Raw genomic sequence first — 21,772 nt, forward strand, 5'->3', positions numbered from 1 at the left:
ACAAAAACTTGCCTTGTTGGAAACGCATGCCTCCCCTTGAACTCGACGCGCGAGCACTCCTAAATGCAAATTGAAGAAGTGTCGGCCCCGTGTGCCGGTGCGTGGCCGCCCCTCCCCCGGCGGCATGGAAAGGAATAACGATGAGTGCCCGCCATACCAAAGTTCTGATCATCGGCTCCGGCCCTGCCGGATATACCGCCGCCATCTATGCCGCACGCGCCATGCTGAAGCCCGTGCTGATTGCCGGCATGGAGCAGGGTGGCCAGTTGATGATCACCACGGATGTGGAAAACTATCCGGGCTTTGCCGAACCGGTCATGGGGCCGGACCTGATGCAGGCCATGCTGAAGCAGGCCGAACATGTGGGCGCGGAAATCGTCAACGATCTCGTCACCGAAGTGGACATCCATGCCCGTCCCTTCATCGCGCGGACCGACAGCGGCACGGTCTGGACTGCCGATACGCTGATCATCGCCACGGGGGCGAAGGCCAAGTGGCTGGAGATCGACAGCGAGAAGGTGTTCAAGGGCTTCGGTGTATCGGCCTGCGCCACCTGCGACGGCTTTTTCTACCGGAACAAGGACGTGATCGTTGTCGGCGGCGGCAATTCCGCCGTGGAGGAGGCCTTGTACCTCTCCAACATCGCCCGGTCCGTGACCGTGGTTCATCGCCGCGACAGTTTCCGCTCGGAAAAGATCCTGCAGGAACGGCTCTTCGCCAAACAGAATGTGAAGGTCCTCTGGAACAGCGAGATTGCCGAATATACCGGCGAGCCGGCAAAGCCTCCGATGCCCGCCTTCGTGACCGGGGTGAAGCTGCGCGACACACGAACGGGCGCCGTCACCGACATGGCCATCGACGGCGTATTCGTGGCGATCGGCCATGCTCCCGCTACCGAATTGTTCCAGGGCAAGCTGAAGACCAAGCCGAATGGCTATCTCTGGACGGCACCGGACAGCACCGCGACGGATGTTCCGGGCGTCTTTGCCGCCGGTGACGTGACCGACGACATTTTCCGTCAGGCCATTACGGCGGCAGGCATGGGTTGCATGGCGGCGCTGGAGGCGGAACGATATCTGGCGGGCCACATGCCCGCCGCCATCGCAGCCGAATAAGGGGCGGATTTCACCATGAGGGGAACGGGCATGCCGCTGGACTGGGACAAGCTACGCATATTCCACGCAGCGGCGGAAGCCGGCTCCTTCACCCATGCAGCGGATACGCTGCATCTCTCGCAGTCGGCAATCAGCCGGCAGGTGAGCGCGCTGGAGCAGGATGTGGGGGTGAAGCTGTTTCATCGCCACGCCCGTGGCCTCATTCTGACCGAGCAGGGCGAGCTTCTCTACCGCACCGCCCATGACGTGCTGCTGAAGCTCGAAACAGTCAAGATGCAGCTGACGGAAACCACGGAAATGGCCACCGGCAAGTTGCGGGTGACCACCACCGTGGGTCTCGGCCAGGGCTGGCTGACGGACAAGATCCAGGAATTCCTGCAATTGCACCCCGACGTGCAGATCCAGTTGCTGCTCGACAACGAGGAGCTGGACGTGCGCATGCGCGAGGCCGATTGCGCCATCCGGCTGCGCCAGCCGCAACAGTCGGACCTGATCCAGCGCAAGCTCTTCACCGTGCACATGCATGTCTATGCCGCGCCGTCCTACATCAACCGCTATGGCGAGCCGAAATGCCTGGAGGACCTGGACAAACACCGGATCATCTCCTTCGGCGAACCTGCCCCGAGCTATCTTCTCGATGTGAACTGGCTGGAAACGGCAGGCCGCTCGCCGGACAATCCACGCCTGCCCATCCTCCAGATCAACAGCCTCACCTCGATCAAGCGGGCCTGCCTGCTCGGAATCGGCATCGCCATGCTGCCCGATTACATCGTGGGTCGCGATCCGGGACTGGTGCAGCTGGTCACGAATGCGGATGTGCCCTCCTTCGACACCTATTTCTGCTACCCCGACGAAATGAAAAATGCGGCGAAGCTGAAAGCTTTCCGCGATTTTATCGTTGCCAAAGCCAGAAACTGGAGTTTCTAGCAGACGCTCCCTCCTCCGGCAGGCGACGGGACCGAGGAGGAGAAAAAGAGGGCGGGTCGCAAACCGGCCAGCCCTCCCCGCATGCCCCTGCCGCGAATAGAATATTGCGTCGCAAAAGCTTCACAACCGCCGATCCTGCGCACCGTAAGCCTATAAAATCAGTCGTGTTTTCCGCCAAAATCATTTGCTCAAAAAGGCGCCATTGCTGCACTGCAAAAAGGCCTTTTCGACTGGCCACACCCCTTGCTGCACAACTGGATAAGATCCGCTTGCGCACGCTGGAAATGAGGTAATTTCATCTGCATTACAGGACAAAATGCCGCGTTTTAAGGCAAGCTATGCTCTCTCGCATAGCAGTCATGCGTTTTCAGGGATTGTTCACCGCACAAAAAAGTATCATATCGCCCTCAGTTGATGCAGCCGGTGGTTTTTTCCTCCCAGTGCCACCGCATCAGCTGTTCCCCTCTGGAGGTTTTATTAGACCTTCAAAACTATACGGGCCTCGGAGCAATCCTGAGGCCCTTTTTTTTGGCCTGTCGCCGCAAGGCGCCTTCTCTCCGTTTGCGACGTCAGATCGATCGGAATGGGACATGGCTTTCTGATCGCACGATGACAAATAATTCTGCCGTCTCCTCCTTGACGGATCGCGGAAACAATCCAATATATCGATGTATCCCGATATGGCGATGAGTCGATATGGAGAGAATGATGGATCAGGACGATATCCTGAAGGCGCTGTCGCACCCGACGCGGGTGGAGATCCTGCAATGGTTGAAGGAACCGGAAAAACACTTCACCGGACAGCATATGCCATTGGATTTCGGCGTCTGCGCCGGTCAGTTCGAACGCTGCGGCCTGTCGCAATCGACGGTCTCCTCCCATCTCGCCACGCTGCAACGGGCCAACCTCGTCACCTCCGCGCGGCAAGGCCAATGGGTTTTCTACAAGCGCAACGAACCCGTCATAGCCGCGTTCCTGAAACGTCTTGCCGAGGAACTCTGAACCTTCTCCCCTCTCTGCCGGGCCACCTCCCGCCCGGCCCAATCCCGAAAGGAAAATCATGTCCAAGCTCTATGAACCGGTAAAGATCGGTGCTCTTTCCCTGAAGAATCGCATCGCCATGGCGCCGCTGACCCGCAACCGTTCGCCCCGTGCCGTGCCCAACGATCTCAATGTGGAATATTATCGCCAGCGCGCCGGCGCCGGCCTGATCATTACCGAAGCCACGCCGATCAGCCATCAGGGCCAGGGCTATGCGGATGTACCGGGTCTCTATCTGAAGGAATCCCTCGAAGGCTGGAAGAAGGTGACCGATGCCGTTCATGAAGCGGGCGGGCGGATCGTCGTGCAGATGTGGCATGTGGGCCGGATTTCCCACACCACGCTTCAGCCGGGCGGCGGCAAGCCCGTTGCACCCTCGGCAGTCACCGCAAAATCCAAGACCTTCATCTATGACGAGCAGGGCAAGGGCCAGTTCGTCCCCACCTCGGAACCCCGCGCGCTCGATATGGGCGAGATCCCGGGCATCGTGGAGGATTACCGCAAGGCCGCCCGCGCCGCGATCGATGCCGGCTTCGACGGTGTCGAGGTTCATGCCGCCAACGGCTATCTGATCGACCAGTTCCTGCGGGACGGCTCGAACAAGCGCACCGATGCCTATGGCGGCTCCATCGAGAACCGCATTCGCTTCCTCAAGGAAGTGCTGGACGCGGTGGTCAAGGAAATCGGCGCGGACCGCACCGGCATCCGCATCTCCCCCGTCACGCCGGCCAATGATGCGGCCGACAGCAACCCGCAGCCGCTCTTCAACCGTGTCGCCGAACTGCTCGCCGGTCACGACCTCGCCTATGTCCATGTGATCGAGGGGGCCACCGGCGGCGACCGCGCCTTCTCCCAAGGCGAAACCGCCTTTGACTGGGATGCTCTGCGCCAGAGCTACCAGAAGGCAGGCGGCAAGGCCGCGTGGATGACGAACAACGGTTATGACAAGGGCCTCGCCGAAACGGCAGTCGACAGCGGCAAGGCGGATCTGGTCGCTTTCGGCCGTCCGTTCATTGCCAATCCCGATCTGGTCGAACGGCTGAAGGCGGGCGCTCCGCTGAACACGCCGGACCAGGCGACCTTCTATGGCGGCGGCGCAAAGGGATATACGGATTATCCCGCGCTTCAGGCGGAAAACGCCTGACATCATCCCGGAAGGGGGCGCAAGCCCCCTCCCTCATGCCTTACAAAGCCCCGAAAGCGCTCAGTGTCCGTCGCATCGCCTCATCGAGCGGGGTGTGCGGTTCTTCGCCCAGCGTCTGGACCAGCAGGCTGTTGTCGAGCCGGATCGGCGCCTGCCACACATAGCGCATGCCGACGAGCTCCCGCGACAACCGGTGAAACGGCGCAGCGAGTTCCAGCGCCCACCATGGCAGTCTGCTTGCGCCAATTCGCCTTCCGGTGACCCGGCGGGCGGCCTCCAGCAAGGCTGTGCCATCCTCATCCCAGATCCCGCGCATGTGAAACCGCGCAAAAGCCGGAAGTTTGGGTCCAAGCGCGAGAAGGCGCATCACGGTTTCCGCCACGTCCGGCAGAAAAGCCCAGCTATGTCCAATTCCGGACGCACCGGGAAGCGCCATGGATGTCAGGCTTTTCCCCGCACGGATCATCCCCTGGCTGAACCAGCTATTGGCCGCACCCGGACCCAGGAAATCGCCGCAACGCACGATCAGCACCGGGACGCCCCGCCGCGACGCGGCCTCCAGCCGCCGCTCCATCTCCACGCGAATGCGCCCCTTCTCGGTATGGGCATGCTGCGGGCTATCCTCCCGCAGAACGGGGAAGCTGTCCGGTCCGAAATTGTAGATCGTACCCGGCAAGATGATGCGCGCGCCGTTCGCTCGGGCGGCAGCAATGCTGTTGTCGAGCATGGGGAGCACCAGCTTGTCCCAATCCCGGTATCCGGGCGGATTGACCGCATGCACGATCAGGCAGGCACCGACGGCGGCCTTCAGCACGTCATCGGCCACCATGGCGTCGCCGCGCACCCAGTCATAGGCCGGGTTGCGTGCGGATGCGACCTCCGGCTGACGATGGAGCGCGCGGATCCGGTAGCCGTCGAGATGCAGGCGTTCCGCCAGCGCGCCGCCGATACCGCCAGTGGCGCCGAGAATGAGAGCGAGGGGTTTGTCGAGGGCTTGGTGGTTCATGAAAGGACTCCTTCCGGTTTGCTGTAAGGGCATGATGCCCGCCCCAAGCCAAAAGGAAAATTGACGAAGCCTCTATATCATCTATACATAAATGCATGGATATGCCGAGCTGGGATCTGTTTCGAACCTTTCTTGCCGTGATCGATCACGGCTCGCTCTCGGCTGCCGCCCGGGAACTCGGGATAACCCAGCCCACGGCGGGACGGCATGTATCGGATCTGGAAGCGGCGCTTGGCACCAGCCTGTTCCTGCGCAGCTCCGCCGGCCTTCTCCCGAACGAGCAGGCGGAAGCGCTCCTCCCCCATGCCCGCGCCATGGCCTATTCAGCGGCAGCGCTTGCCCGCACCGCCAGCGGCATGGCCGGCACCATATCGGGCACCGTGCGGATTTCGGCAAGCGAGATCGTCGGTGTCGAACTTCTTCCGGAGATCATCGCCGGGCTTCAGGAGCGGCATCCCGCCCTGCAGGTGGAGCTTTCCGCAACCGACCAAGTCGAAGACCTGCTGAAACGGCAGGCAGACATTGCCGTGCGGATGACGGAGCCGAAACAGGATGCCTTGCTGGTCCGGTTTATCGGCACTGTCGAGCTGGGTTTTCACGCGACGAAATCCTACCTCGACCGACATGGGACGCCGCAGGACCTCGCCGCGCTCGACGGTCACCGGCTGGTCGGCTTCGATCGGCAGATGCCCTATATCCGCGCCCTTGCCGATCGCTTTCCGGAAGCCGCCGCGGTCCGGTTCAGCTTCCGGGCGGACAGCAACCTCGCCCAGTTTGCGGCCATCCGGGCGGGGTGCGGGATCGGTCTGTGTCAGGTCAACCTGGCCCGCCGCCATGCGGATCTCGTCCGCCTCCTGCCGGACTTCCGGCTGCCGCTGCCCACCTGGGTTGCGATGCACGAGGACATGAAGTCCATGCCGCGATGTCGGGCAACCTTCGACGCCCTGGTCGAAGGTTTGCGGAAACACACTTGAAAAGAGGGGGTTGGTCTTGAAAGGCTATGACCTTGCGGAATTGCCCGGTTTCTACAGCGTGGCTCGCCTCGCCCCCCGAGACACCATACCCGGCTGGGCTGACGGCGAAGGCGTCGTCTCGATCACGCGCAACGACCGGGAACTGTCGATCCTGTGCCGCAGCGAGCGGGTGCCGCCGGAGATCCGGCAGGATCGGGGGTGGACCTGCTTCCATCTGGCCGGCCCTTTCGCTTTCGACGAGACGGGCGTGGTGCTTTCCGTCATCGCGCCGCTCTCGACGAACGGCATCGGAATTTTCGTTGTCTCGACCTTTGACGGCGATCATATCCTGATCAAGGCCGCGCAAAAGACCGAAGCTGCCCGCTTCCTCACGGCTGCGGGGCACCGCCTGATCCTTACCTGAAGCCTCAAGCGCCCGTTGACTGGCCTGCCGTATCGATGATCTCGATCTCCGGCCGGTCATTGCCGTCGGCAACTTCCTGGTGCCAGACACCATTCTCATCCTGATAACTGATCTCCTCGCTTTCCCCGCCCATCTGCTGCTCTGCGGCCACGATGCGGGCCGCTTCGAGGGCCTCGTCATGGCTGGGAAAGGTTTCGGAATAGACGGTTCCGAGCCGGTAAGCCCAACCCCCGTCATGGGGAACCACTTCATAGACGATCTTGGTCATGCCTTGCCTCCACTGGACCCGTGTGTTTTGGGAGCACGGGATATCGCACCGTGCCAGCCACTGCGACGCATATCAGGGACTGCGGCAGCGGCTGCCGGACCGGAAAGCAAGGGGCCATCCGGCCCGGCCCGCATTATTCCACCAAACGCGCAGGCGGGCAATTCGGTTCATCCTCTGCGGCGATCGGTCCTGGAACGCAAAAACCCGCCGTCACCGGCGGGTTTTCGAGAAGTCAGGCGGGCGTTTGCCCTTACTTGCAGGCGGCGCAGAAGCGCTGGATGCGCTTGCAGGCTTCCTCGAGCAATTCTTCGGACGTGGCGTAGGAAATGCGGAAGTTCGGGCCGAGACCGAAAGCCGACCCATGCACAACGGCAACCCCTTCCGTTTCCAGAAGCTCGGATACGAAATCCTCGTCCGTTTCGATGACCTTGCCCGACGGGGCGGTCTTGCCGATCAGCCCCTTGCAGGACGGATAGACATAGAAGGCGCCTTCCGGCGTCGGGCACTCGATTCCCTTGGCCTGGTTGAGCATGGAGACCACGAGATCGCGACGGCCTTCGAAGATCTTCTTGTTCTTCTCGATAAAGTCCTGCGGGCCGTTGAGCGCCTCGACGGCGGCCCACTGCGCGATGGAGCAGGCCCCCGACGTCTGCTGGCCCTGGATCATGTCCATGGCCTTGATAAGCGCCAGCGGGCCGGCTGCATAACCGATACGCCACCCGGTCATGGCATAGGCCTTGGACACGCCGTTCATGGTCAGCGTCCGGTCGTAGAGGCCGGGCTCCACTTCAGCCGGGCTTACGAACTTGAAGTCGCCATAGGTCAGATGCTCGTACATGTCGTCCGAGAGGATCCAGACCTGCGGGTGCTTCATCAGCACGTCGGTAAGCGCCTTCAGTTCCGCATGGCTGTAGGCCGCACCGGACGGGTTGGAGGGCGAGTTGAACACGAACCACTTGGTCTTCGGCGTGATGGCCTTTTCCAGCGCGTCCGGGGTCAGCTTGAACTTGTTTTCCTGCGAGGCCGACACGAAAACCGGCGTGCCGCCGCACAGCGCCACCATTTCCGGGTAGGACACCCAGTAGGGCGCGGGAATGACAACTTCATCGCCCGGGTTCAGCGTCGCCATGAAGGCGTTGAACAGGATCTGCTTGCCGCCCGTGCCCACGATGGTCTGGGCCGCCGTATAATCCAAGTTGTTTTCGCGCTTGAATTTCCTGGCGATGGCCTCGCGCAGCTCGGGAATACCGGCAACGGCCGTGTATTTCGTCTCACCGCGCGTAATGGCGTCCATCGCCGCCTTCTTGATATTGTCGGGCGTATCGAAGTCAGGCTCGCCGGCGCCGAGACCGATCACATCGCGGCCTTTCGCCTTCAGTTCCCGTGCCTTTTGGGACACGGCGATGGTTGCGGAGGGTTTTACGCGAGAAAGGGCATCGGCGAGAAAAGCCATCGGATTTGATCCTGAAATGGTTGAACGGGGGAACCGGCGGAAGCTCGCGGTTCCGACGCCCGCTCTATGTCGAATAAATCCCCGCATTTCAAGGAAAAACACGTCACAGGGACAGGAAAGAGAGACGGCCCGCGAGATGAACGAATGTTCAGAAATGGGACCGCGTTCACCGCTGGGTAACGGATTGGAGCTAATACATAACCATTCAGTGAATGACTCACCGGATGGGATGCTCGCCATGACGGCTCGTAAGACCTTTGACGCCTATGTCCGCGATGCGGACGAATCCTTTACCTGCGCCTACGGCCCCTTCACACTCCGCTCGGAGTTTCAGCCGATTTTCGAACCGGGACTGGGTGGAACCCGCATTGCGGGCTTTCATGGCCTGGTGCGTATTGAACGCCAGGGCGATTCCTATGCCCCCGTCGAATTCCTCAATTCGGTCGATCCGCGCGACTTGCCGGAAGTGGACGGAAAGCTGGCGGCGCTTCATGCCCTCAACGGTCGCTTTTTTGCGGGAACGGGCACGAAAATTCACATCCCGCGTGACCCCCGCCATTTCTACACCTCGCATGAAATGCGCGCGGATGCGGAAAGACTGCGGCACTTCATCGACACGGCGGGTCTGCAGCCCCGCGATGTCGTGTGCGAACTGCAGATGCGCGACTTCGACGATCTCGACAGGACGGTGAACTTTGCCGCCCACCTCCGGCGCGCCGGCATGCTGGTCGCCATTGACGGCTATGCCGGCGAAGACCGGGACCTGAAGCGCGTCAGCGAAATCCGCCCCAGTTTCGTGCGGTTCGATCACGCCTGGCTGCGGGGCTTCCTGACCAATACGGCGGGCATCGCCCTGTTGCGCGTCGTCATTCGCCAGCTTGCAGATCGCAATATCCTGGCGATTGCCGGAGGCCTCGACGATGAGGATGACGTGCGCCAGCTGGAAAGGATCCAGATGCCGCGCCTCCAAGGGCATGCGCTTGCCCATCCGGACCGCCCCACCAACCTGCCGGTCAAGCGAAGCGCGCCTCTGACGATGGAAAAGGGAGATCCGCAAAGGCCCGTCATACCGCTGGCCGGAAGACCGGTTCATTCTCCGGCCGTCACCGAGGAAACCCGATCCCCGCCAAGCCGGCGCTCCACCCCGGTTTTCGGAAGGCGCGGCGCTGCGGGCTGAAGGGTTCGCAGCACGATTCGGCGCTCAAGCCCAGATTTCGCCACGAATGGCAATATTTTTTTGCTCGACGTGAAGCTTTTTCCAAAGTTTTGCGTTTTGTTGCCATGATTATCCGTCATGACCCTGATCATGACCCAGTCATGGAACACGCCGATGTTTATCGATGACGAAATTCTGGCCGAACGGCACCGCCGGGGAAGCCCCTTCCCGGTGATCATAATCGCATTGACCACCGTGGCTGCCTGTCTGCTGACGGTGGTGGGCACGATCACCTCTATGGCCTGACCGTCGAGGACGGTTCAGCGCGTCTTACACACCCCCCATGACGGTAATCGGTGTGCCATCCTGAAAACGGGACAAGCGGAACGGCTGCGGATCGACGACCGGACGGTCGCCGCTGACCAGATCGGCCGCAAGACGGCCTGCCGCCGGCGATATGCCGAAACCATGGCCGGAAAAGCCCGTCGCGATGACGAGGCCCGGCCTGTCCTCCACCTTCGAGATAACCGGAACGGCATCCGGCACGACTTCAATCATGCCCGCCCATTCCTGCTGCACGGAGAGCGTCCGGAAAAGCGGATAATCTGCCTGTAACCGGTTCCACGCACGCCGGAGCGTTCCCGAGGCCGGCTTCGGGTCGAGAACCCGGTATTTCTGCAAGAGGGATCGTATGCCCTCCGAACCGCCAGCCCAGGCGGCCCATTCGTCCCACTGGGCACGGGAAAGGCGCGGGCGCAACGATTTCCACTCCTGACTGAGGATCGTTCGGAAGTCGGATGCGAAGCGGAAGGAATCCGGCACGATCTCCACGATGTTTTCCGCAGCCGAGGCGACGGTATAGCCCCCGTCCGCGCGGCGGCGGAAAGCGTAACGGCTGGTCCAGAGGGCTGCCTCCGGCGGGGACTCCCCGGCCGATGGCGCACTGGTCCGCAATACCGTGTTCAAGACCTTGAGCTGAGGCAGGGAAATGCCTTCCAGCCGGGAAAGCGCACCTGTCCAGACGCCGGCGGCAATGACCACGGCCTGACACTTGACATAGCCCCGCTCCGTATCGACGCCTGCCACCCGTCCGGCCTCCCAGTCGATGCCAAGGACCGCGCATTGCGTGGCAATCGCCGCACCCCGGGCTCGCGCCGCCTCCGCCACCGCGGGCGCCACTCTTTGCGGTTCCGCCCGGCCGTCGACCGGCGCATGAAGGGCTGCCGCCGCCCGGAAGGAAAGGCCCGGATAAAGACCGGACAGGCCTTGCCGGCCGATCATCTCGAGGCCGGGGCCACCCTCCAGTTCATCGGCAAAACCGCCCTGCCGGAAATCCCGCAGCCAGCCTTCATGGCTTTCCACCGCCGCCTCGTCTTCGCAGGCAAAGACGAGGCCGGAACGCGTATATCCGCTTTCTGCGCCAAGGCGCCGGTCGAGACCTTGCCACAGGCCGATCGCTTCCAGCATGAGAGGCGCTTCGCGCAAATCGCGCATGGCAATCCGCACCCAGCCCCAGTTCCTGCTCGATTGCTCCCCGCCGATCACGCCTTTTTCCAGCAGCAGCACACGATGGCCGCGCTCGGCGAGTTCAAGGGCGGTAAAGGTGCCGATGACCCCGCCGCCAATGACGACGACGTCGGTATGTCCGGGCAGTTCCGCGTCACCGCGGACCGGTACGAGTGTGGGGCCAGGCATGCGCATTCTCCATCCAGACTGGATATGACCCAATCCATAGACGAAACCAGCCATTTGAAAAACAGCGGAAATTCGCCTATGAGCGCTTCGGTCGAACCATTACTGTACAATTGCACAATAACATCAGTTTTGCCCGGAGGGCCATCATGAGCCGTATGCAGGCCAACCTCGTCTTGTTGCTGGCAGCCGCCATCTGGGGAGCAGGTTTCGTGGCTCAATCGACGGCCATGGATTCGCTTGGGCCGTTCTGGTTCATTGGATTGCGTTTTGCCATTGCCACGCTTTGCGTCCTGCCTTTTGCTCTGCGCGAAGGGCGCTCGGCTGTTACGCCCCTCTCGTCCCGGCATTGGGTCCAGTTTCTGTTGATCGGTGTGGCCCTCTTTCTCGGCGCTGCCACCCAGCAGGTGGGCCTGCAATTTACCACGGTGACCAATTCCAGCTTCCTGACCGGTCTTTATGTGGTGTTCGTCCCGGCGATCTCGGTGATTTTTCTGCGCAAGCCGCCGCACTGGATCATCTGGCCCGCCGCAATCCTCTCGCTCACCGGCATCTATCTGCTGAGCGGCGGCGCCCTCGACCGGCTGGGCGCAGGCGATGGCCTGACGATCCTCTGCGCCCTCTTCTGGGCGGTGCAGTTGACGCTTGTGGGACTGTTCGTCGGCGAGAGCGGCCGCCCGCTGCTTCTCTCCACGGTACAATTCGCCGTCTGCGCCGTCGGCGGAATGGCCGTCGGCCTTGCCAGCGAACCGCTCAGCCTCGAGGCGATCCGCGGCGCCGGTCTCGAAATTCTCTATGTCGGAATCTTCTCGTCAGGCTTTGCGTTTGTCCTGCAGGTTATCGGCCAGCGGCACACCTCCGCTTCGCAGGCGGCCATCATGCTTTCGGCGGAAGCCCTGTTCGGCGGGCTCTTCGGAGCCCTCCTGCTGAACGAAACCCTGACCACTGCCGGATATGTCGGATGCGGAATAATCTTCGTCGCAATGATTATGGTTGAGATCATTCCGGAAGTCTTGCGCCGGAAAACACACGGCATAGGGTAAATCGTTTAGAAAACGGACTATTTCGACAATTACTGCGCGGAAATACTCAATGATTACGAATTTTTATGGAGTATTTCCTGTGGCCATCATGATGAAAACTTTCGCTTGCCAATTGGCCATAAACGCATCAATCTACCGCCGTTCGGGCATTTAGCGAACACGGGAAGACCTTATAAACAGAGCGCGCCGAAGTCGTAATACCTCGGGCGGTCGAAGCGGGGCGAAGAAGCAAGCTTTGTCCTGTGCCGGCCGCGGTAACATGGGACCCTTTCCTCCATATTCGAGAATTGCCTGCCCCACGCCCACCAAGGGCAATTTACCGATGCTGCCTGGTCTGACACAGGCAGAGAGAAAAGGACATGACGCATGGCCGAAAGTGGCACTGTAAAATTCTTCAACACCGACAAGGGTTTCGGCTTTATCAAGCCGGACAACGGCGGCGCTGATATCTTCGTTCACATTTCTGCCGTTCAGGCTTCGGGTCTCTCCGGCCTGTCCGAAAACCAGAAGGTCACCTTCGACACCGAGCCGGATCGCCGCGGCAAAGGTCCGAAGGCCGTTAACCTTCAGATCGCGGGCTGATGCCCCGCCGGGACGGTGAAGTCGGAGCGGGTGACGCCAGCTCCCGATCCCTCTGAAAACCGTCCGTGCAGTGCGGCATCTGTCAGCAATGAAGGGTTCCGTATTGGTGTGCATTTCAAAGGTCCGGTCATCAAGATCCGGGCCTTTCTTTGTTTTGGGTAAGTATCGTTATTCTTCACCTGTAAAGACGCCTCCGTAAAAACCACAGTCGGGGCCCGTGCTTCAGTAACCGTGAAGCGGCATGACCTGTCATTCAGGTTGCATTCAGCTCGCTTGTGATTAATTCTGCTTCATAAGGGTGGCAGGCTTTCCTGCCCGGGCCACCGGTCGGAACGAAGAGGAATCGCGCGATGAACAAGATTTTCAAGACACTGGTGCTTTCGGCGACGATTGCCGCAACCGTGGTCGCCTCTGCCGGAACCGCTTCCGCTGACGGATGGCGCCGTCACCACCATAGCGATGGTGGCGATGCGCTGGCAGCCGGCGTGGCTGGCCTTGCCGTCGGCGCCCTGATCGGCGGTGCGCTGGCTGCCCCGCCGCGTCGTCATTATGTCGATGACTACAGCGTTCTGGAAGGTCCGGTCGATGAACCGAACTATGTCTACCGGTCGAACCGGGTCGTGGTTCGCCCGGCCTATGTCGAGCGCCGCTATGTCGTGGAATCGTCCGGCATGCGTCCGTGGACCCGGTCCTGGCTGCGCTACTGCAGCGCCCGCTACCGGTCCTTCGATCCGTCGACCGGCACGTTCATCGGCTATGACGGCCGTGAGCATTTCTGCCGCTGACCCTATCGGGACGGTACGTAAACGGAAAGGCGGGCTTCGAGCCCGCCTTTTTCTTTGGCTTACAAGCCGCGAATGAAGGGGTTGTTGCGGCGCTCCTCGCCGATGCGCCCGCCCGGGCCGTGCCCGCAAATGAAGCCCACATCATCCCCGAGCGGAAGAACCTTTTCCTTGATGGAGCGCAGCAATGTGGCGTGATCGCCGCCGGGCAGATCGGTGCGCCCGATGGAACCGTTGAAGAGCACATCGCCCAGATGGGCAAAACCCTGCACCCGGTTGAAATAGATGACATGTCCAGGCGCGTGCCCCGGACAGTGGCGGACTTCGAAAACATGATCGCCGAAGGACACTTCGTCGCCATCCTCCAGCCAGCGATCCGGGGTCACGTTCCGGACCGAACCGGGAATGCCGTAGGTTTCAGCCTGCTTCTCGATGCGGGAGAGCAGCGGGAGATCATCCTTGTGCGGCCCGATCACGGGAATGGACAGCCGCTCGCGCAGCTCGTCCGCACCGCCCGCGTGGTCGATATGGCCGTGGGTCAACCAGATTTCCTTGAGCGTCAGGCCGTTTTCGTGAACGATCTGCAGGATGGTTTCCACATCACCGCCGGGATCGACGATGACCCCTTCCTTGGTATCCTGATCGAACAGGATGGTGCAATTCTGCTGGAAGGGTGTGACCGGGATAATACCGGCCTGCAACATGCCCATGAAAACCTCTCTGCTGTGACGCATCCGGCTTCCGAGATGGCCGAATCCCTGTTCAGGGGTTCATATATGGCGCGCTGCAGCGGGGGGAAAGATCACGCAGCCGTGTACGCGATCACATGGAGTTGATTTGTCCCGCGGATACGGTCTATCCAAGTCGGAGTGCGGCCGGGGAAGTTTTCTTGCTCCGGCAGGGGCAGCGGCGGGAAGACCGCGATCCAGAACAGGACAGGCAGACGTGGCAAGGCAGGCAGGCAAGAAAAAGGAAGCGGAGCAGGAGGTGCTGGACGCCCCCATGGCGGACGCCCGCCATATCGACTTCGAAACCATCGAACAGTTCTTCTTCGCCTACCGCGATTTCGTATCCGATCCGGACCAGATTCTCGCCTCGAGCGGATTTGGCCGCGCCCATCACCGGGTGGTGCATTTCGTCAACCGCTATCCCGGCATGACGGTCGCCGATCTCCTCGACACGCTCCAGATCACCAAGCAGAGCCTCTCCCGTGTCCTCAAGCAGTTGATCGACAGCGGCTATATCCGGCAGATGGCGGGCCATGCCGATCGCCGGCAGCGCAAGCTCTATCCCACGCTCGCCGGCCGGGAACTGGCGCTGGCGCTGGCCGAGCCGCAATCCCGCCGCATAGCAGAGGCATTTCAGGGCATGACGCCCGCCGAGCGCGCCGCGGTGCGGCAGTTCCTGACAGGCATGCAGAACAGGGAGAAGGCATGAGCCCCCAGCCGATTGCCATTGCCGACAATGCCGCCCATCTGCTCGTCGTCGATGACGATACCCGCATCCGGGCCTTGCTGAACCGCTATCTCTCGGAAAACGGTTTCCGGGTAACCGTCGCAGCCGATGCGGCCGAGGCGCGCCGGAAACTTGCCGGAATGGAATTCGACCTGATCATTCTCGATGTGATGATGCCCGGCGAGACCGGCCTGTCCCTGACCCGGGCGCTGAAATCCATCCGCCACATACCGATCATTCTTCTGACCGCCCTGGCGGAAGCCCCCTCCCGCATCGAAGGACTGGAGGCTGGCGCCGATGACTATGTCTCCAAGCCCTTCGACCCCCGGGAACTGGTCCTGCGCATCACGAATATTCTGAAGCGGGCCCCCGGTCTCGACCAATCCGCGATGGATCAGGTGATGTTCGGCCCCTACACCTTCTCCCTGCCGCGCAAGGAGCTGAAGAAGGCGTCCGTTCTGGTGCGCCTGACAGACCGGGAAACCGAGATCATGAGCTTTTTCGCGGCGCGTGCCGGAGAGACGGTTGCACGGCATGAGCTTGCGGGCAACGACGGGGAGATCGGCGAACGCACCATCGACGTCCAGATCAACCGGTTGCGCCGCAAGATCGAGGACGATCCCGCCAATCCCGTCTATTTGCAGACCGTCCGCGGGATCGGCTACCGGCTCTGCGTCGACTGATCCGGGTGTCTTACCATAGGATGCGTTGAAACCGTTCGGGAGGCAGCACTGTCATGACGACCTTCGATACTATTCGTCCCGAACCCGACCGGCCGTCACCGTCCTTTTTTTCCTCGCTGGCGCGCTGGGTGCGCCGTCGCCTGCCCACCGGCCTCTATGCCCGCTCGCTGCTCATCATCGTCCTTCCCATGGTCATGCTGCAGGTGGCGGTCTCCATCGTCTTCATGGAGCGGCACTGGCATATGGTGACGCAGCGCCTGACCAATGGCACGACCCGCGACATTGCCGCGATCATCTATCTCATCACCCGTCACCCCGCGCCCGACGAGGTGGCGGAAACCTTGCAACTTGCCAAGGACCGGCTGGGTCTCGATGTCTCCCTGACCCCCGGCGAGGCGCTGCCGCCCGGCGGAGAAATTCCCCTCTTCGGACTGCTCGAACAGACGCTCGGCGCGGAGATCGAGACCCAGATCGGCTTGCCGTATCGCATCAACATCCTGATGCCTTCGGATGGACCGAGCATGGTCGAGGTGAAAATTCTGCTCAGGGAGCAGATCCTGACCGTGCTGGTGAAGCGCAACGAGACCTACGCCTCCAACACCCATATCTTCATTTTGTGGATGGTCGGCACGGCGCTGGTGCTGATCGCGATCTCCATTCTCTTCCTGCGCGGCCAGATTCGCCCGATCGTTGCGCTTGCCAAGGCGGCGGAAGCCTTCGGCAAGGGCCAGAAGATGCCGGAGAACTTCTCACCCCGCGGAGCCGACGAAATCCGGCGGGCCGGGCTTGCCTTCATCCTGATGCGGGAGCGGATCGAGCGACAGATGGAACAGCGCACCGCCATGCTGACGGGGGTCAGCCATGACCTGCGCACCATTCTCACCCGCTTCAAACTGCAACTCGCTTTGGCCGGAGACAATCCCGACCTGGCCGGCCTGAATGAGGATGTCGCGGACATGCAGTCGATGCTGGAAGGCTACATGGCCTTTGCCCGGGGCGAATCCGAAGAAGATCTCGGCCAGCTGGACCTGAGCGAGCTCTTCTCCAAGCTGGAGGCTGAGGCGGAAATCCATGGAAAGAACCTGACGTGGTCGCTGACCGGCCCTCGGGTCGCGAATGTGCGCCCGACAGCCTTTTCCCGCCTGATGTCCAATCTGGTTTCCAACAGCCTGCGCTACGCCCGACGGATGGAGCTTTCGGCCACGCTGGGCGGCCGCTGGTTGACCATCACCCTCGACGACGACGGACCGGGCATTCCCACCGGGTCGCGCGAGGATGTGTTCAAACCCTTCTTCCGGCTGGACGAAGCGCGCAATCTCGATGCGTCCGGCACGGGTCTCGGCCTTGCCATCGCCCGCGATATCGCCCGCAGCCACGGCGGCAATGTCACGCTGGAAGACAGCCCGCTCGGCGGCCTCCGCGCGATCGTGCGTGTTCCGGTCTGAGTCGGATTTACATCAGTTTCTGGCCGTTCGGCACCGCCCGCTCCGGCATGGCCAGAACGATATCGCCCTTGTCGTCTGCGAAGCCCAGCGTCAGGACCTCGGAACGGAAAGGCCCGATCTGCCGCGGCGGAAAATTCACCACGGCCATCACCTGACGGCCCACCAGATCGGTCTCGCCATAATGCACGGTAATCTGGGCGGAGGATTTCTTGACGCCGATCTCCGGCCCGAAATCGATCTTCAGTTTCCAGGCGGGCTTGCGCGCCTCGGGAAAGGCCATGACCTCGACGATCGTGCCGATCCGGATGTCCACCTTCTCGAAATCGTCAAAACCGATCATGCCCGCCATCGGTCAACCCGCCAGTTCGCCGGCCCGGATTCGGGCAGCCTCGATGGCGCGGTCGAACAACGGCTGCATGCCGTCATCGGCCATCAGAACGGAAAGAGCAGCAGCCGTGGTTCCTCCGGGAGAGGTTACGTTCTGCCGAAGCCTGGACGCATCGTCGGGGGACCGGTGAAGCAATTCACCGGCCCCCGAGACGGTTTCCCGTGCAAGACGCATGGCGAGGTCCGCCGGCAGGCCCGCTTTACGGCCTGCCTCTGCCATGCACTCCACGAGATAGAAGACATAAGCCGGACCACTGCCGGAGAGGGCGGTGACGGCATCGATATCGGCTTCGGATCCGACCCATTCGACGGGGCCGCTGACCTTCAGCAGCGCCTGGACGGCCTGCTTTTGCTCTGCGCTGACCTGTCCGTTGGCAAAGGCACCGGTCACGCCGCGTCCGATCATGGCAGGCGTGTTGGGCATCGCGCGCACCATGGCCGATGCGCCGAGCTGGGAGCCGATGGTTGAGAGCGTCTTTCCGGCAGCAACCGAGACGACCACCGTTCCGGCGCCCACGACCGGCCGGAGGGGCGGCAGGACGTCGTTCATGGCCTGCGGCTTCACCGCGAGGAAGAGAATGCTCGCCTCAAGCCCCGGCGGCGGTTGCGTGGCATGGGTGGCGCCGGCATCGTTGATCAGCTGCTGGATGGCATCGGACGGGCGTGGATCGATCACGGTCACCGAGGATCCCGGCACACCGCTCTTCAGCCAGCCGGTCAGCATGGCGCCGCCCATGTTGCCTGCCCCGACGAGAACGATGGGACCCGACGGAGAAACGCTCATGCTCAAGCCTCGCCTGCTGTTTCGAAGAGAACCGCGTCGAGGGCCGCCTTGGCTTCCATGCCCGACCAGACGACGAACTGGAATGCCTGATAATAGGCCTCGCAACAATCCAGCCCGTTGGACAGAAGCACTTCCACCTGCTGGTTATTGGGCTCGGCACCGCCTGCCAGAAGCAGCGACTGGCGGAAGATCACCACATCCTCTGCGCGCCACAGGTCGAAATGCCCCATCAGCACCTGTCCGTTGATCATGGAGAGCAGGCGGATCACTTCATTGACGCGATTTTCCGGCACCTTGATGTCGAAGGCGGATGCGATGTGAAGCGCCTCGAACTGCTCCATCCAGGAAAAGGAGACATGATAATCCGCCCAGCGGCCCTTGACCGTCATGGCGATCTCGTCTTCGCCCGACCGCTCGAAGGACCAGTCATTGCTTGCAGCAACGAACTCGATCATGTCGACCGGGTTTGACTGGCGTTGCACATCCATTTCCAAAAAGCTCATGCGGCACCTTTTCGACCGGCAAAGACATTCCCCTCGCGCCTAAGCACGCCAAGAACGCAAAAATACCGGATACTCATTCCAGGATGACTGAGAAACGGACTTCGATCCTGCCGACTGTACCCTGCACGAAGCTGACCGGGCCTGTTTCGAATCATCATTTAAAATCAGTGTATAATGACTGAATCCACGCGCCAGCCCTCAGGGCGCGTTTTGAGCGTGAGGCTTGTGGACAGCACTTCGCAATCCGATTCAGCGTTGAGTCATAAATGACTCTGCCCATTGGCTTTTTCGGAGATGTCCACAGGTGGAAAAAATTATGATTTTTTTAACTGTAGACAGGGCCCTGGATGATTCCCTCGAAAGACCCTGCAAGAATTGGTTAACAAAAGGTTAACAAGAATGAACCGATGCACCGTCCGGACCCAGAAATTCCGGGCGGTGCAAGGGAAGAAATATCAGGCTTTGGAAGAGCCCTTCTTGGCTTCGAGGGCGTCGATCCGCGCCTTGAGGGCCTCATTCTCTTCAAGGGCCTTGAGAGCCATGTCGCGCACGACGTCGAACTCCTCGCGCTTGACCAGATCCATGGCGTTCATCCAGCGTTCCGCCTGAGCCTGGAAGGCCGTTTCCACTTCCTTGCGCAGGCCCTGCGCTGCCCCTGCGGCATCGGTCATCAGTTTGGCGAAATCGTCGAGTAGGCGGTTCGGTCCCGAGGTCATGGTCATCTCCTTCCGTCGGATCGCGGCCGCCGGTTTCCCTGAGGGAGACCCGGACCGCACAGCTGAATTCCTGGCTATGGAGGTAGGATCATGTGCGATGCGATGCAAGTGATTTGAAGCCGCAGGCCGCCGGCCTCGCCCGCATGCCAACAAGCGGCTTGACCGGACGAAGCGTGGCGGTCATCTTCCGCCCGATAAACAGGATCACCGATTTGCAGACGATTGCCGGACTTTTCGCACTCCTGCCCTTCCCCGCCATCGACCCCGTCGCCTTCACCATCGGCCCGGTCGCCGTCCGCTGGTACGGGATCGCCTATGTGGCGGGCATCCTGGCGGCCTGGCAGATTGCCGAGCGTCTCGTCGCCCGCGAAAGGCTGTGGCCGGGAAACCGGGCGCCGATGGGGCCGAACGCGCTGGGCGATTTCATCGTCTGGGCCACGCTCGGCATCGTTCTGGGCGGGCGTATCGTCTATGCGATCGTCTATGATGGAGAGCGGACGCTCGCCGATCCCCTCAACATCATCCGCGTCTGGAACGGCGGGATGTCCTTCCATGGCGGCCTGATCGGCACGCTGGTAGCGATGATCTGGTTTTCACGCCGCAACGGCATTTCCACCTGGAGCCTGATCGACACGATCTGCTCGGTTGCCCCGCTCGGCATCTTCTTCGTGCGCCTGACGAACTTCATCAACAGCGAACTCTGGGGCCACGTGACCGACGTGCCCTGGGCGATGATTTTCCCCAATGGGGGGCCGGAGCCGCGCCATCCCAGCCAGCTCTATGAGGCAGCGCTGGAGGGCCTGCTACTTTTCTTGGTTCTACAGGCACTTGCATGGGGAACAGCCATCCTGAAACATCCGGGGAGACTGGCGGGGCTTTTCGCTTGCGGTTATGGTCTTGCGAGGATTTTCTCCGAGTTCTTCCGGGAACCGGATGCAAATCTGGGTTATTTCGGCGGAGGCTGGCTGACGATGGGGATGATCCTGTCACTGCCGCTGGTGCTGGCCGGTCTTTGGGCGATCATCCGTTCGGGCAGGAACGGCACGATCGGCACGGATGGCGATGCCACCCGGACGAATGGGGGACAGGGATGACAACGACGCCACTTGCGGAAAAGATCAAGGCGCTCATCCGCGCCAACGGTCCCATTTCCGTCACCGATTTCTTTTCCCTGTGCCTGGCGGATCCGGAGCACGGCTATTACCAGACCCGCGAACCCTTCGGCCAGGAAGGCGATTTCATCACCGCGCCGGAAATCTCCCAGCTCTTCGGGGAAATGATCGGCATCTTTCTGGTCCACGCCTGGCAACGACACGGCATGCCCGCCAACACGCGGCTCGTGGAGATCGGTCCCGGCCGCGGCACGATGATGTCCGATATACTGCGGGTCGTGGCCAAGCTTGCTCCCCCGCTCTATCATTCGGTCGGTGTGCATCTGGTGGAAACCAGCCTGCGCCTGCAGGATGTGCAGCAGGAAACCCTGTCGTCCCATGTGGGCCGGATCGAATGGCATACCAGTTTCGATACGGTGCCCTCCGGCTTCACCCTTCTTGCGGCGAACGAGCTTTTCGACGCGATCCCGATCCGACAGTTCGTGAAGACACCCCTCGGCTTTCGCGAGCGGATGATCCTGCTGGACGAATCCGACCAGCTCGCCTTCGGCGCGGGCGTGGCCGGCATCGACCCCGCCCTGCTGCCGGTCGATCCCGGCGCCGTGCCGGACGGCACGATCTTCGAGATCGCCCCAGCCCGTCAGGCTGTGATGAGCACGCTTTGCGAGCGGTTGAAGAACTCGGGCGGCACGGCCATCATCATCGACTACGGCACCATGGTGACGGGTTTCGGCGATACGCTGCAAGCCGTCCTGCGCCATGATTACGACCCGCCGCTGGCCCATCCCGGCGAGGCGGACCTGACCAGCCATGTGGATTTCCAGCATTTGGCCGAAGTGGCCAAGGCGAGCGGCGTGGCGATCAATGGCTGCCTCAGGCAGGGTGACTTTCTCTACGGTCTCGGCATCCAGCAGCGCGTCAACGCCCTTTCCGAGGGCAAGGACCCGGCGGTTGCATCGCTGATCAAGGCGGCGGCGAGCCGCCTTGCCGACGAGGGCGAAGGCAAGATGGGCGAATTGTTCAAGGTGCTCGTCGTGTCCAGCCCGGCGGTGGATCTCCTGCCTTTCCGGCCGATCCCCCATTGAAGACGGCGCGCGGCAA

Annotated in this window: 25 protein-coding genes; 16 read left to right on the plus strand and 9 right to left on the minus strand. The window is 61.6% G+C overall.

The genetic code is table 11. From position 1 onward, the window contains the following. Positions 1–140 precede the first annotated feature (140 nt). From trxB to ACT54B_RS02370, 4 genes are all read left to right on the plus strand, one after another. Positions 141–1,115 (plus strand): thioredoxin-disulfide reductase, encoded by a 975-nt coding sequence (gene trxB, locus ACT54B_RS02355; protein WP_476042594.1) that lies wholly within the window; start codon positions 141–143, stop codon positions 1,113–1,115. 30 nt (positions 1,116–1,145) lie between these two features. Further along, entirely contained in the window at positions 1,146–2,042 is an 897-nt protein-coding gene (locus ACT54B_RS02360; RefSeq protein WP_476043473.1) for a LysR family transcriptional regulator VtlR, read from the plus strand. Positions 2,043–2,750: 708 nt separating this feature from the next. Further along, positions 2,751–3,044: an ArsR/SmtB family transcription factor gene (locus tag ACT54B_RS02365; RefSeq protein ID WP_476042596.1), complete on the plus strand. Its 294-nt coding sequence runs from the start codon at positions 2,751–2,753 to the stop codon at positions 3,042–3,044. A gap of 58 nt (positions 3,045–3,102) precedes the next feature. Further along, positions 3,103–4,227 carry an alkene reductase gene (locus ACT54B_RS02370; protein WP_476042597.1) on the plus strand — a complete coding sequence of 375 codons (1,125 nt, stop codon included), beginning with the start codon at positions 3,103–3,105 and terminating at the stop codon, positions 4,225–4,227. A gap of 40 nt (positions 4,228–4,267) precedes the next feature. On the opposite strand, the gene ACT54B_RS02375 is transcribed toward ACT54B_RS02370, so the two are convergent. Beyond that, positions 4,268–5,233 (minus strand): NAD-dependent epimerase/dehydratase family protein, encoded by a 966-nt coding sequence (locus ACT54B_RS02375; protein ID WP_476042599.1) that lies wholly within the window; start codon positions 5,231–5,233, stop codon positions 4,268–4,270. A gap of 95 nt (positions 5,234–5,328) precedes the next feature. Between ACT54B_RS02375 and ACT54B_RS02380 the strand changes: the two genes are divergently transcribed. Both ACT54B_RS02380 and ACT54B_RS02385 read left to right on the plus strand, forming a co-directional pair. After that, positions 5,329–6,207 (plus strand): LysR family transcriptional regulator, encoded by an 879-nt coding sequence (locus tag ACT54B_RS02380; RefSeq protein WP_476042601.1) that lies wholly within the window; start codon positions 5,329–5,331, stop codon positions 6,205–6,207. 16 nt (positions 6,208–6,223) lie between these two features. Then, complete coding sequence (locus ACT54B_RS02385; RefSeq protein WP_476042602.1) at positions 6,224–6,610, plus strand: ACT domain-containing protein; 387 nt, start codon at positions 6,224–6,226, stop codon at positions 6,608–6,610. 4 nt (positions 6,611–6,614) lie between these two features. Here ACT54B_RS02385 and ACT54B_RS02390 read toward each other — a convergent pair whose 3' ends face one another. Together ACT54B_RS02390 and ACT54B_RS02395 are read right to left on the minus strand one after the other, a co-directional pair. Then, positions 6,615–6,878 (minus strand): DUF2188 domain-containing protein, encoded by a 264-nt coding sequence (locus ACT54B_RS02390; RefSeq protein WP_476042604.1) that lies wholly within the window; start codon positions 6,876–6,878, stop codon positions 6,615–6,617. Between the two features lie 250 nt (positions 6,879–7,128). Beyond that, complete coding sequence (locus ACT54B_RS02395) at positions 7,129–8,331, minus strand: pyridoxal phosphate-dependent aminotransferase (RefSeq protein WP_476042606.1); 1,203 nt, start codon at positions 8,329–8,331, stop codon at positions 7,129–7,131. 238 nt (positions 8,332–8,569) lie between these two features. Here ACT54B_RS02395 and ACT54B_RS02400 point away from each other — a divergent pair, with 238 nt between their 5' ends. Both ACT54B_RS02400 and ACT54B_RS02405 read left to right on the plus strand, forming a co-directional pair. Next, on the plus strand, positions 8,570–9,508 hold the full coding sequence (locus tag ACT54B_RS02400; protein ID WP_476042608.1) for an EAL domain-containing protein: 939 nt from the start codon (positions 8,570–8,572) through the stop codon (positions 9,506–9,508). Positions 9,509–9,625: 117 nt separating this feature from the next. Beyond that, entirely contained in the window at positions 9,626–9,793 is a 168-nt protein-coding gene (locus tag ACT54B_RS02405; RefSeq protein ID WP_476042609.1) for a hypothetical protein, read from the plus strand. 24 nt (positions 9,794–9,817) lie between these two features. Here ACT54B_RS02405 and ACT54B_RS02410 read toward each other — a convergent pair whose 3' ends face one another. After that, on the minus strand, positions 9,818–11,182 hold the full coding sequence (locus ACT54B_RS02410; RefSeq protein ID WP_476042611.1) for an NAD(P)/FAD-dependent oxidoreductase: 1,365 nt from the start codon (positions 11,180–11,182) through the stop codon (positions 9,818–9,820). 146 nt (positions 11,183–11,328) lie between these two features. Here ACT54B_RS02410 and ACT54B_RS02415 point away from each other — a divergent pair, with 146 nt between their 5' ends. The 3 genes from ACT54B_RS02415 to ACT54B_RS02425 all read left to right on the plus strand — a co-directional run bounded on the left by ACT54B_RS02415 (position 11,329) and on the right by ACT54B_RS02425 (position 13,589). Then, positions 11,329–12,222, plus strand: a complete 894-nt coding sequence (locus ACT54B_RS02415; protein WP_476042613.1) for a DMT family transporter — start codon at positions 11,329–11,331, stop codon at positions 12,220–12,222. A gap of 366 nt (positions 12,223–12,588) precedes the next feature. Then, positions 12,589–12,804 (plus strand): cold-shock protein, encoded by a 216-nt coding sequence (locus tag ACT54B_RS02420; protein ID WP_476042615.1) that lies wholly within the window; start codon positions 12,589–12,591, stop codon positions 12,802–12,804. Positions 12,805–13,154: 350 nt separating this feature from the next. After that, positions 13,155–13,589, plus strand: coding sequence for a BA14K family protein (locus ACT54B_RS02425; protein ID WP_476042617.1), 435 nt, complete (start codon positions 13,155–13,157; stop codon positions 13,587–13,589). 59 nt (positions 13,590–13,648) lie between these two features. On the opposite strand, the gene ACT54B_RS02430 is transcribed toward ACT54B_RS02425, so the two are convergent. Beyond that, a complete protein-coding gene (locus ACT54B_RS02430) occupies positions 13,649–14,296 on the minus strand; it encodes an MBL fold metallo-hydrolase (RefSeq protein WP_476043475.1) in 648 nt (215 codons plus the stop codon). A gap of 235 nt (positions 14,297–14,531) precedes the next feature. On the opposite strand from ACT54B_RS02430, the gene ACT54B_RS02435 reads away from it, so the two are divergent. Genes ACT54B_RS02435 through ACT54B_RS02445 form a run of 3 tightly spaced genes read left to right on the plus strand, consistent with a single transcriptional unit; the run spans position 14,532 to position 17,169 of the window. Next, a complete protein-coding gene (locus tag ACT54B_RS02435) occupies positions 14,532–15,023 on the plus strand; it encodes a MarR family winged helix-turn-helix transcriptional regulator (protein WP_476042619.1) in 492 nt (163 codons plus the stop codon). Beyond that, the gene (locus ACT54B_RS02440) at positions 15,020–15,724 is read left to right on the plus strand and encodes a response regulator (RefSeq protein WP_476042621.1); all 705 of its coding nucleotides are present in this window, start codon (positions 15,020–15,022) and stop codon (positions 15,722–15,724) included. The genes ACT54B_RS02435 and ACT54B_RS02440 overlap by 4 nt, the downstream gene beginning before the upstream one ends. Positions 15,725–15,777: 53 nt before the next feature. Beyond that, complete coding sequence (locus ACT54B_RS02445) at positions 15,778–17,169, plus strand: ATP-binding protein (protein WP_476042623.1); 1,392 nt, start codon at positions 15,778–15,780, stop codon at positions 17,167–17,169. A 7-nt stretch (positions 17,170–17,176) separates the two neighbouring features. Here the strand turns inward: ACT54B_RS02445 and ACT54B_RS02450 are convergent, their stop codons facing one another. The 4 genes from ACT54B_RS02450 to ACT54B_RS02465 all read right to left on the minus strand — a co-directional run bounded on the left by ACT54B_RS02450 (position 17,177) and on the right by ACT54B_RS02465 (position 19,559). After that, positions 17,177–17,518, minus strand: a complete 342-nt coding sequence (locus ACT54B_RS02450) for a tRNA-binding protein (protein WP_476042625.1) — start codon at positions 17,516–17,518, stop codon at positions 17,177–17,179. A 3-nt stretch (positions 17,519–17,521) separates the two neighbouring features. Then, positions 17,522–18,340, minus strand: a complete 819-nt coding sequence (gene proC, locus ACT54B_RS02455) for a pyrroline-5-carboxylate reductase (RefSeq protein WP_476042627.1) — start codon at positions 18,338–18,340, stop codon at positions 17,522–17,524. Between the two features lie 2 nt (positions 18,341–18,342). Next, a complete protein-coding gene (locus ACT54B_RS02460) occupies positions 18,343–18,843 on the minus strand; it encodes a type III secretion system chaperone family protein (protein WP_476042629.1) in 501 nt (166 codons plus the stop codon). A 455-nt stretch (positions 18,844–19,298) separates the two neighbouring features. Continuing rightward, on the minus strand, positions 19,299–19,559 hold the full coding sequence (locus tag ACT54B_RS02465) for an accessory factor UbiK family protein (protein WP_476042631.1): 261 nt from the start codon (positions 19,557–19,559) through the stop codon (positions 19,299–19,301). Between the two features lie 212 nt (positions 19,560–19,771). Between ACT54B_RS02465 and lgt the strand changes: the two genes are divergently transcribed. Together lgt and ACT54B_RS02475 are read left to right on the plus strand one after the other, a co-directional pair. Then, a complete protein-coding gene (gene lgt, locus ACT54B_RS02470) occupies positions 19,772–20,653 on the plus strand; it encodes a prolipoprotein diacylglyceryl transferase (RefSeq protein ID WP_476042633.1) in 882 nt (293 codons plus the stop codon). After that, the gene (locus tag ACT54B_RS02475; RefSeq protein WP_476042635.1) at positions 20,650–21,756 is read left to right on the plus strand and encodes a class I SAM-dependent methyltransferase; all 1,107 of its coding nucleotides are present in this window, start codon (positions 20,650–20,652) and stop codon (positions 21,754–21,756) included. Before lgt ends, ACT54B_RS02475 begins: the two co-directional genes overlap by 4 nt. Positions 21,757–21,772 lie beyond the last annotated feature (16 nt).

The organism is Gellertiella sp. DMC107 (assembly GCF_056313605.1).

Excerpts from the sequence above, each read along its gene's own strand:
- ACT54B_RS02440 (WP_476042621.1), top strand. The coding sequence starts at position 15,020 with ATGAGCCCCCAGCCGATTGCCATTGCCGACAATGCCGCCCATCTGCTC.
- ACT54B_RS02365 (WP_476042596.1), top strand. The coding sequence starts at position 2,751 with ATGGATCAGGACGATATCCTGAAGGCGCTGTCGCACCCGACGCGGGTG.
- ACT54B_RS02370 (WP_476042597.1), top strand. The coding sequence starts at position 3,103 with ATGTCCAAGCTCTATGAACCGGTAAAGATCGGTGCTCTTTCCCTGAAG.
- ACT54B_RS02460 (WP_476042629.1), bottom strand. The coding sequence starts at position 18,843 with ATGAGCTTTTTGGAAATGGATGTGCAACGCCAGTCAAACCCGGTCGAC.
- ACT54B_RS02390 (WP_476042604.1), bottom strand. The coding sequence starts at position 6,878 with ATGACCAAGATCGTCTATGAAGTGGTTCCCCATGACGGGGGTTGGGCT.
- ACT54B_RS02450 (WP_476042625.1), bottom strand. The coding sequence starts at position 17,518 with ATGGCGGGCATGATCGGTTTTGACGATTTCGAGAAGGTGGACATCCGG.
- ACT54B_RS02410 (WP_476042611.1), bottom strand. The coding sequence starts at position 11,182 with ATGCCTGGCCCCACACTCGTACCGGTCCGCGGTGACGCGGAACTGCCC.
- ACT54B_RS02445 (WP_476042623.1), top strand. The coding sequence starts at position 15,778 with ATGACGACCTTCGATACTATTCGTCCCGAACCCGACCGGCCGTCACCG.
- proC (WP_476042627.1), bottom strand. The coding sequence starts at position 18,340 with ATGAGCGTTTCTCCGTCGGGTCCCATCGTTCTCGTCGGGGCAGGCAAC.
- ACT54B_RS02430 (WP_476043475.1), bottom strand. The coding sequence starts at position 14,296 with ATGGGCATGTTGCAGGCCGGTATTATCCCGGTCACACCCTTCCAGCAG.
- ACT54B_RS02465 (WP_476042631.1), bottom strand. The coding sequence starts at position 19,559 with ATGACCTCGGGACCGAACCGCCTACTCGACGATTTCGCCAAACTGATG.
- ACT54B_RS02425 (WP_476042617.1), top strand. The coding sequence starts at position 13,155 with ATGAACAAGATTTTCAAGACACTGGTGCTTTCGGCGACGATTGCCGCA.
- trxB (WP_476042594.1), top strand. The coding sequence starts at position 141 with ATGAGTGCCCGCCATACCAAAGTTCTGATCATCGGCTCCGGCCCTGCC.
- ACT54B_RS02380 (WP_476042601.1), top strand. The coding sequence starts at position 5,329 with ATGGATATGCCGAGCTGGGATCTGTTTCGAACCTTTCTTGCCGTGATC.
- ACT54B_RS02415 (WP_476042613.1), top strand. The coding sequence starts at position 11,329 with ATGAGCCGTATGCAGGCCAACCTCGTCTTGTTGCTGGCAGCCGCCATC.
- ACT54B_RS02375 (WP_476042599.1), bottom strand. The coding sequence starts at position 5,233 with ATGAACCACCAAGCCCTCGACAAACCCCTCGCTCTCATTCTCGGCGCC.
- ACT54B_RS02400 (WP_476042608.1), top strand. The coding sequence starts at position 8,570 with ATGACGGCTCGTAAGACCTTTGACGCCTATGTCCGCGATGCGGACGAA.
- ACT54B_RS02405 (WP_476042609.1), top strand. The coding sequence starts at position 9,626 with ATGACCCTGATCATGACCCAGTCATGGAACACGCCGATGTTTATCGAT.
- ACT54B_RS02475 (WP_476042635.1), top strand. The coding sequence starts at position 20,650 with ATGACAACGACGCCACTTGCGGAAAAGATCAAGGCGCTCATCCGCGCC.
- ACT54B_RS02360 (WP_476043473.1), top strand. The coding sequence starts at position 1,146 with ATGCCGCTGGACTGGGACAAGCTACGCATATTCCACGCAGCGGCGGAA.
- ACT54B_RS02420 (WP_476042615.1), top strand. The coding sequence starts at position 12,589 with ATGGCCGAAAGTGGCACTGTAAAATTCTTCAACACCGACAAGGGTTTC.
- ACT54B_RS02395 (WP_476042606.1), bottom strand. The coding sequence starts at position 8,331 with ATGGCTTTTCTCGCCGATGCCCTTTCTCGCGTAAAACCCTCCGCAACC.